The 5071-nt window shown below is 39.9% G+C and carries 3 protein-coding genes; 2 read left to right on the top strand and 1 reads right to left on the bottom strand.

Going from position 1 to position 5071, the window contains the following annotated elements:
- On the top strand, positions 1-446 hold a 446-nt coding region (locus JL57_RS13035; protein ID WP_034142485.1), incomplete at its 5' end, for a group II intron maturase-specific domain-containing protein.
- Between the two features lie 1379 nt (positions 447-1825).
- Here the strand turns inward: JL57_RS13035 and JL57_RS34340 are convergent.
- Entirely contained in the window at positions 1826-2044 is a 219-nt protein-coding gene (locus tag JL57_RS34340) for a helix-turn-helix domain-containing protein (RefSeq protein WP_291300045.1), read from the bottom strand.
- Between the two features lie 768 nt (positions 2045-2812).
- Here JL57_RS34340 and JL57_RS13025 point away from each other — a divergent pair.
- Positions 2813-3976, top strand: coding sequence for a Fic family protein (locus tag JL57_RS13025; protein ID WP_034142483.1), 1164 nt, complete (start codon positions 2813-2815; stop codon positions 3974-3976).
- The last annotated feature ends 1095 nt before the right edge of the window (positions 3977-5071 follow it).

Here is a 5071-nt window from a genome sequence, read left to right as displayed (position 1 = left end):
AAGAGGACGATATCTTTACTTGTTATCTGAAACCAAGTGAAAAGGCGCTGAATAAGTTCAAAGCCAAGATAAGAGAAATTACCCGAAGAAACCAGACAACCAACATGCCAACCCTGTTAAAGAAGTTAAATCCTTATATCAGGGGTTGGGCCAACTATTATGGACATGGGAATATAAAAACCTTATTTAAAACCATAGATACGTGGATACGGCGACGAGTCAGAATGGTACAGATGCGGAGTTGGCGCAATCCACGCCGTATTTGGTCTATCCTAATGCGCAAAGGATGGAAAAAGGACAAGATGTTAAGCTTGTCCATGACTAGGTGGCGGAATTCGGCGTGTCAAATGGTTCATGCAGCCCTTGACCTTAAATGGTTTGAAAAGATTGGTTTTGTCAGTCTGTTAGGTGTTTACGAAAATCTTTGTGCTAAAAAGGCGAACTGATGGAAGAGCCGTGTGCGATGGTCCGCATGCACGGTTCCGTGAGAGGGGCGAGTAATCGCCCCTACTCTATTTCTCCCATAGGGGTCTGGTGTGAATGGTAAAATAAAGTGAACAGAAAACGTTAAATAAGAATGAACACTTCCCTAAAAACTGTAAGCGGTGGACTAAATAGCGTAGCGAAAAAATCTCCTAACTTTGTTACTCTGTAAAAAAGAGTGAATAGAGACAGGAGGTTTTTTATGACTAGAGATTTAGCCCTGGAACAAAGTGGCGAGTCCGCATCGAAGAATGCCGCCAGAGCGGACTGAGTGTACAGGGAGCCGGTGCCTGACACCAACTTATTGTTTTGCTTGTGCTCGACACAATTCCTCCGGTTCCCTCCGGAATTGTGCAGGGTCGTACCCTGTACCGATGGAAAACTATTCTGAATATTCAAGAGCATCCATGGAGGCCTGTTAAATCAACTTTTCATAACAGTCTTTATTTTATCGGACTCGAATTTAAGAATCAATAATCTGAGCGTAACGGCTCCCCCTGAAGTTGCCATTACGCTCAGATTCCAGATACCTCTTTCTTCTTCAATAATTCTACATTTTAGGATTTGAAGATGGCTTAAGACATGGTCTCTGTAACAACACATATAAAAAAGACATAGGACCTCTACGCGGTTGCTATGCCTTTAAATCTAATGCTCTTTTCAGCTTATTAATTAACTCTTCATATTCTCCAGGTCCAAACTGGTGGTCAATTCTAAATAATAGTTGGCTTCTGCAAATCGTATGTATTTTATTGGTTCTTACATAGGTCTCTTTCCTAAGCTGAACCTTTGTATCAAATTCTGACTTTGCAGGTTGACTTGTACACAAACAAATAACTACGTCATCATTTTTATCACATTGATTACTAATTGTAAAAGGGGCGACTGTGTACCTACATCCAAAGCAGTTGATAGACACAGCGTACCATACTCTAGAAATAGAAGCGAAACCTTCCGATACTTCGCTACCTCAATTAACAGGCAATAAAAAAAAGATTGGAAATTGCCTTACTAACTCCAAGAAAACAATCGAAGATATAGAAAGAGAGACAGGTATTAATCAACTTGAACTTCTCTCAATTATGGAACTTGAAGGATATATTCAAACATTACCAGGTGGTCGGTTTCGATCCAACTGTACGTGTTTATAGCATGTTCTTGATTCTTTCAAACCATCTATCCCATTTTTTCAAAGTTATATTTCCAGTTATAAAATTAGAATTGTGTCGAGGACGTTAGTAATGCTCGCCTTAAAATGAAACACTACTCGGCGGAACAGTTCACTCCGCTCACCGTTCGCGCAGGTTCCTGGACCCTTTCTTTTCCATACTTCCATTCAGAATTAGACTTTCGGGCATGGCTTTTTCCTGTTTGTTCTGTTCAAGAGATAATCTGTACTTGTATTATGTAATTCTGCCAGTTTGATTAAAATTCCGGTTGGTAAATCCACCTCACCTCGTTCATAATTGCTGTATATCCTTTGGCTGCAATTGAGATAAGCTGCAACCTGTGTTTGCGTTAGATCCTTGTCTTCCCTCAAATGTCTTATTCTTTCATACACCTGAAATCACCTCAAGATAATTATAGTATAGCGAATTATTCGCTATTGACTTCTAGCGAGAATATCGCTAAAATTATCTCAAATGGTGAATCGAAAAATATCGGGGTGATGAACACTGGTAGATTATAAAGAAATGTATAGTACCCTATTTAACAAAATGACAGATATCATTGAAGAAATCCAGCAGATACAGCGTCAAACGGAGGAAATGTACATACATAGCAAGGACAGGGAATTTATTTTGTTGAAGTCATGTAAGAATTTAGAACAGCCAGAGAAGAAATAGAAATAGGACCTCGGTGCCTGACACCAACTTATCCCAACTTATTAAGTTATTGTTTAGCTTGTGAAAAGGTGGGGACAGGTGATCGGGTCAGAAAAGGCCTTCGGAGTTCGCCTTCGGGGTCAAATTTCCTCCCATAGGGGTCTTGCTTTTCGGAATTTTGTCATAACGTTCGTTATGTACGCATGAGAGAGTGAGTTTTGATAAAAAAACAAGTCACTTTTATTTAGTATGGAGGACGCAAATAATGGTCATGTCTCCGATGTTTCTCATTAAACAAACATCGTTACCGCCATCATCAGCAATCCATTCAGATGTACGTATATAACGTATAGACATATTTAAGATGCCTTCCCAAAGGCTTTAAACAATTGATTTTTGATATGAGCAGGAAACAAAATGTAAATTAATGGGTTTACTTTTTGTGCTTTTGTGGTATACTCATATAGTAATTGATACTAAATAGTATCGAAAGTGGGGAAGCTATGGAACTGAAAACCTTTACTGAGATGTTCAGTGATAAAAACGCTTTGGATATTAATAAGCTTAAGTATAAATTTGGGGAGGAAAATCTAGCGGGATATTTGGATACGCTTAATGATAGCTTTTATCATAAACTCACTTTGCTTGACTTTAAGGGCAAGCCCACTGTGTTGCTGCCCGCTAAAATCAACATGACGGCACAGCTTATTAAAGCACTCGCGGCCTCCTATTCAAGTGAAAAGTATGGCATACAGGCAATGGAGGACGAAATTATTTCAACACTGTCCATTGAACAGATTGACTCATCAAGGGAGAGTGTTAGAAAAATCTTAAATGGCGGAGCGCCCGAAACAAGTAATGAGAATAAAGCTTATGGCATTAAGCGTGGCTTAGATTTCATAGCGGAACCTGCCAACAAAATTACAGAGGAAAATCTATATCAGTTGTTTATGCTTGCGGTCGGCGATTTTTTAGACGAAACGGACAGGCTGATGCCTGAGCATAAATATCGTCATGACGCAGTTTATGTGGTTGGGCAAAACATAGAGCATCAGGGAATCAGTTATCATCTGCTTACAGAATATATTGTAAATATGATCGACTATATCTATATAGACGATGGTTTGGATCAAGTTATTAAATCTATCATAATTCATTACTATTTTGCCTACCTCCATCCCTATTTTGATGGCAACGGGAGAATGGCCCGGTTACTGCAATTTTGGTATCTGGTACAAATAGGATATACTTCTTCTTTGTTCATACCTTTTTCTGCATATATCAATGAAAGCAAGGGCTTGTATTATAAGGCGTTTACTTTAATATCGAATAATTCCAAGGTGTCAGAAATTTTAGATATAACCCCCTTTGTAAGCTATTTTATTGATAATGTACTTACTAAGCTTCAGAAAAAGGCTGAGCCGACAAATGCGCTCAAAATGTTTAATAACCTGCTTCAAACAGGAGAGATTACAGCCAAGGAAAAGGATTTATTTTATTATGTTCTCTCTGCATACGGAACTAATGAATTTTCGACTAAGCAACTGGAAAAGGACTTTAAAAACGCAGCTTATGCGACAATTAGAAACTTTGTCCTTAAACTCGAAGGCAAAGGCCTTCTATCTTCACAGAAATATGGTAACAGGATGCGTTATAGAGTGAAGTAGACTTAGATTCTGAGACCTCTCCCAACAAAGCGCTTAGTACCAGTGCCTGACACCAATTTATCAACTTATTGTTTAGCTTGTGAAAACTTGGGTTCGACAGTCTGCAGGCGCGAGAAGTGCCTCAAAACCTTTGTATAAAAATTGCCTTCTCACAGAGGACGATCGCTATTTCTTCATTGCTTTCACTGTCGTCCAGGAAACTTGGGCAAGCCCCTAGGGTAGACTGATATTAGTGGCTTCTATGTAAACAATCCTACATCGGAGGGGAGTGGACTTCTGGATTAAAATATGGGTTACGTAATAGTACCCAGTATTGCATTAAAGCAAAAAAACTTTTACATCCGGCTTAACAATTATACTACCGATGTCAGGCCCCACTATGGATGCCATGTTAATCAGGTTTATTTGCCCGGAATCTGTTCCAACATTTTTCAATCCATTGTGCCGGAGTCGTACCTTTGCACAATGGGAAACGATTCTGACAATTTAGATCTAACACAATGTAGTTGAGTTACATCTGAATTGTCATTTCATTCAATATCATAAAAATGTTTGATAAATGCAATTGGGCTTAATATTTTTGCTCGGGTCGGAAAAGGCCTTCGAAGTTCGTCTTCGGGGGTCGTCTTTTCCTCCCCAAGGGGACTGGTAGTGCGCCACGAAGGGCGCATCATATAGTGGGTGGGATTCCCACTGAGTAAGATTTAGCAAATCACTCATAGCGAGTCTTGGACATTACCGGGTAACTTGTAATGTTAAGCGTAGACAGCAAGGTAGTAGGCCGAAAGCGTAAGCTGAAGGGATTGAGCCTCGATATCCCAAATCGGGAAGGTTGATACTTTTACCAGGGTAGAAAACAACACTAATATAGTCGTTATGCGAGAATATATTAGCTTCCCCGGGGTCGGTGACCTTGGCATGCTACACAGTGTTATGATGCGTCAACGTGGGAGACCCTAAGAGCTCTTTACACAGAGAAAGTAAGGCCAACAAGCGATAACAAAGTGAGGAGGCCGAATGCCTTAGGGAGTCAGATTACTGCATATTACTGATGAAGCGGGGTAATGCCTGTGGAGGGAAGGCGGTAACACGACA

The organism is Desulfosporosinus sp. BICA1-9 (assembly GCF_000802135.1).
Note: the sequence above shows the minus strand (reverse complement) of the source record. Positions and strands in the feature narration are given on the sequence as shown.